The 3,709-nt window shown below is 60.0% G+C and carries 2 protein-coding genes and 1 pseudogene; 1 reads left to right on the top strand and 2 read right to left on the bottom strand.

Annotated features, from left to right (window positions below; translation table 11 throughout):
- Positions 1–153, top strand: a pseudogene (locus FS320_RS39965) (LysR family transcriptional regulator); the annotation flags it as partial.
- A 161-nt stretch (positions 154–314) separates the two neighbouring features.
- Here the strand turns inward: FS320_RS39965 and FS320_RS39970 are convergent.
- Positions 315–1,697, bottom strand: coding sequence for a sigma-54-dependent transcriptional regulator (locus FS320_RS39970; protein WP_152717983.1), 1,383 nt, complete (start codon positions 1,695–1,697; stop codon positions 315–317).
- A complete protein-coding gene (locus FS320_RS39975) occupies positions 1,694–3,583 on the bottom strand; it encodes a sensor histidine kinase (protein WP_152717985.1) in 1,890 nt (629 codons plus the stop codon). The genes FS320_RS39970 and FS320_RS39975 overlap by 4 nt, the downstream gene beginning before the upstream one ends.
- Positions 3,584–3,709: the final 126 nt, after the last annotated feature.

Raw genomic sequence — 3,709 nt, forward strand, 5'->3', positions numbered from 1 at the left:
CCATTCACCGAAGCCGTACAATGGCCGGCCTTTCACAATACTGATCCAGCAAGCATCTGGATGCGGGAGATGCTGTTGCAGGAGGCGTCCCTCATGACTTCCCCATGTGAGCCCATTGGACATCTCAGGCGCTCCCATACCGCCTCCGCATGATTGCCACTCCGCTTGGCCTTGCGACGGAAGGCTATCTTCCCTTCGGCATCGAAGCTGATAAGGATTGAGGCAAAATAGCGTGGCAATCGACACAAGCGTGCTTTAACTATTACGAGCGCTGACGCCAACACATCATCGCAGCCCTTCCACGATGTGCAAGTTCAAGAAGCTTTCGAACACTCGCGATCCTCTCGATAATCGGCCGAGCTTATCCCATGGCGTTTCAGCTTATCGTAAAAGGTCTTACGGGGAATTCTAAGTTTTTCGATTACTTGTTGCACATCGCCGCAATGTTCCTGCAAGGCCTCCCGAATTACAGTTGCTTCGTAACGGCGCACCTTTTCAGCAAGACTTTGGCTTGGCGCAGCCCCGCTTTTTCCAGTCGATACAACCAAGGTTTCCAATGCCGGTTCGAGCCCCAGGGCGACCCGGTCGGCGAAATGAACGAGTTCGCGAACATTGCCGGGCCAATTGTGGCCCATGAGATGGTCGCGCACGGCCGCGGTCATCTCCTGCTCCGGCTGGCCGAAGCGTTTGGACGCGCGCTCCAGAAAATGGCCGAAAAGCGCCGGAATATCTTCGTGGCGCTCGCGAAGCGGTGGGATGCGTAACTTCACTACGTTCAGCCGGAAATAGAGGTCTTCCCGGAAATCCCTGCGGGTCGCTGGATCGGCGAGATCGACCTTCGTCGCAGCGACGACACGAAGGTCGATGCTTCGAGTTTCGTTGGTGCCGAGCGGCGTGATCTGCCGGGTTTCGAGCACCCTGAGCAGCTTCACCTGAAGCGGGGGCGACATAGACTCGATTTCATCGAGGAAGAGCGTCCCACCGTTCGAATGCTCGATTCGCCCGATCCGGCGTCTCTGCGCTCCCGTGAAGGCGCCTGCCTCATGTCCGAAAAGCTCGCTCTCGATGATACTTTCCGGTAGCGCGCCGCAATTCAGTGCGACAAAGGGCTTCGTGCGCCGCTTGCTCCACCGGTGCAGCAGCTCGGCGACCACCTCCTTGCCGGTGCCTGTTTCGCCTTCCACGAGAACGTCCACATTGGTATCGGCGATTTGGCGGAGCGTTTTGCGCAGCCGCTTCATGGCCGGCGCCTCGCCGATGAGCGGCATATCGCCAGCAGATCGGGCGGCCGCGTCCTTTAGACGCCTGTTTTCCAGAACCAGGTGCCGTTTCTCCGAAGCACGATGCAGCGTCTCAAGAAGCCGCTCCGTCGCATATGGCTTCGAGATGAAATCGTAGGCGCCGTCTTTGATGGCCGCAACGGCCAACTCGACATCGCCATGCCCGGTGATGAGGACCACTGGAATATCCGGGTCGATCGCCTTCACCCGCTCGAAGAGCTGGAGTCCGTTCATTCCGGGCATGCGAATGTCGCTCACTACAGGACCCTCGAAATCCTTATCTATCCTGGCGAGCGCGGTCTCAGCCGAGCGGAAGAGGATCGGAAAGAAGCAGGCAAGCTCCAGCATCTGCTTGGCTGCCCGTAGCAGATCCTCGTCATCGTCCACAAAAATAACTGGTCCTTTTTCAGCACTCATGCCGCACGCCTCAGTTCGACCGTGAAGGAAGCTCCTTTCTCATGGTTCGTATCAAGCCGCAATGAGCCGCCGAGCTCCCGTGCGATCTCTTCTGAAATGACCAGGCCAAGACCGAGGCCTTTTTCCTTATTGGTGGTGAACGGCATGAAAAGGTTCCGGCGGATGTCAGGGGCAAGGCCGGGACCGTTATCCCGAACGGAAATGGCAACCATTTCTTCCTTCGCGGTGAGCGCGATCTCGACCTGGGGCTCCGCTTGGTGCTCCAAGGCGTCGAGCGCATTCTGAAGAAGGTTGACGAGGATCTGCTCCAGCCGGATGCGGCTTGCCATCACCATTGGAGACGAGTCGGTCCGCTTTCGTTCGATCATCACCCCGGAATCGCGGATTCGGCCTGACAGGAGCGAAAGCGCACCATCAATCGCCTCTTCCGCTGGTAACGGCCATATCGCTCCGGTCGCGCGGCGGGAGAAGGACCGCAGTGTTTCTGTAATTGACCCGATCCTGCCGGTCATGATGATGATCGAGCTCATATTCTCAGCGGTGTCTTGCGACCGGCCGTTCTGAAGAAGGCGCGCGGCATTTTCAGCATACGTTCGGATCGCTGCCACCGGCTGGTTGATCTCGTGGGCGACCCCGGCCGCGATCTGCCCAAGAATAGACAGCCGGTTCGCCTGGGCGAGTTCATCGCGCAGGCGGCGCACCCTCGCCTCGGCGTTCTCGCGCTCGGCGATCTCGTGGGCGAGCGCTTCGTTCGTGCGGCGGAGATCCGCCGTCCGCAGATCGACGCGGTACTCGAGTTCGGTATTCATGCGTGCAAGTGCTTCCTGCCGCTGTCGGATCGCCCGCCGCCGTCGGACAATGACGAAAACGACGAATCCAAGGAGAATGAGGGCAAGCAGTGTCGTTACGCGGCCCGTTATGGCCGCCGATGAAATCTCAGCGTCAGCAGGAATGAGCAGGGACAGACGCCAGCCCGGAACTGCTTTGCCGAGATCCTGCGAAACCGCAACGAAGCCGGCTGATCTGCCCGCAGGACTTGCGGCGACCATGTTGCCGCTACGCTGGGAAAGCGGCACCGGCTTGAAAGTCGCGTCTGATAGCTGCAGACGATCGCGGGTGGTTTCCGTCTCCTCTTCCGAAAGAGGTGAGAGAGCGCCAAAACGCCATTGGGGCACGCTCGTCGCAAGGACAGCGCCGCGCTCATCCGTCGTGAAGACCACGAAGCCGCTCTCCCTCCAGCTCGACTCGACTCGGTCGATCTCCACCTTCACCACGACCACGCCGAGCGGACCCTCCGACCCATCAACCCGGCTCGCCAGGTATAGGCCCGGGCGCGCGCTGGTCGTGCCGAGCGCATATTGCGTGGCCGTGCCATTTGCCATCGCCTCGGTGAAGTAGTGGCGGTAGCGGTAGTCGTTGCCGACGAATCTGGTCGGCTCGCCGGCGTTGCTGGCAGCAACCGCTATGCCCTCGGTGTTGATGACATAGACCACGGAAGCCATGGCGTCGCGGGCAATGCCGCGAAGCTTGTCGTCGAGCGCGGCTTCCTTGGCAGGGCTCGGACTGCGAAACATCTCCTGAACCGCACCGTCGCGAGCCAGGATCAGCGGAATCAATCTCTGCTTCTCGACGTCCGCTTTCAAACTGTCGGCTACAAGCGGGAGCGCGGCAAGCGCACGGTTGCGTAGGGCATACTCCGCTCTGGCGCCAGCGATCTGGCCCGTTGCAAAGACGACAAAGCCGAGGGCCGCACCAAGAAGCGCGAGCAAAACCGCAAGCCAGAGAGATCGACCGGCGGCCGATCTGCCCGGGAACGTCAATGGGGCATGCTGGAAGGTGCCCTTGTCGATGCCGTCTTCTGCCACCGCATTCTCCAGACCAACCATTGGCGGATCTTAGTGCGAGATTTCGCCACGGGGAAGGCAGCCAGCGCGGAAATCCGCACAAGCATACTGCACAAGGCTTCCGAAATACCTGAGAACCACGCGATTCGCTCGTTGATTGGTTTGGCA

The organism is Microvirga tunisiensis (assembly GCF_009296175.1).
GTDB classification, from domain to species: domain Bacteria; phylum Pseudomonadota; class Alphaproteobacteria; order Rhizobiales; family Beijerinckiaceae; genus Microvirga; species Microvirga tunisiensis.

Coding starts and splice junctions, on each gene's coding strand:
- FS320_RS39975 (WP_152717985.1), bottom strand. CDS start 3,583: ATGGTTGGTCTGGAGAATGCGGTGGCAGAAGACGGCATCGACAAGGGC.
- FS320_RS39970 (WP_152717983.1), bottom strand. CDS start 1,697: ATGAGTGCTGAAAAAGGACCAGTTATTTTTGTGGACGATGACGAGGAT.